At 40.2% G+C, this 229-nt stretch carries 1 protein-coding gene; it reads left to right on the forward strand.

Annotated features, from left to right (window positions below; translation table 11 throughout):
- Positions 1 to 195 (forward strand): OmpA family protein (locus EXE30_RS15810; protein ID WP_165382430.1); only part of this gene is annotated, 195 nt, incomplete at its 5' end.
- Between the last annotated feature and the right edge of the window lie 34 nt (positions 196 to 229).

The raw sequence follows: 229 nt of genomic DNA on the forward strand, positions 1-229 counted from the left end.
TTGGCTCGTGCTAACTCTGTTAAATCATCACTTGTAAATGAATACAACGTTGATGCATCTCGTTTGTCTACTCAAGGTTTCGCTTGGGATCAACCGATTGCTGACAACAAAACTAAAGAAGGTCGTGCTATGAACCGTCGCGTATTCGCTGCGATTTCTGGTAGCCGTACTGTTTTAGTTCAACCAGGTCAATAATTTCAAGTCATTGAAATTATAAAAAAGCGACTCA

The organism is Acinetobacter halotolerans, assembly GCF_004208515.1.
Classification (GTDB): Bacteria; Pseudomonadota; Gammaproteobacteria; order Pseudomonadales; family Moraxellaceae; genus Acinetobacter; species Acinetobacter halotolerans.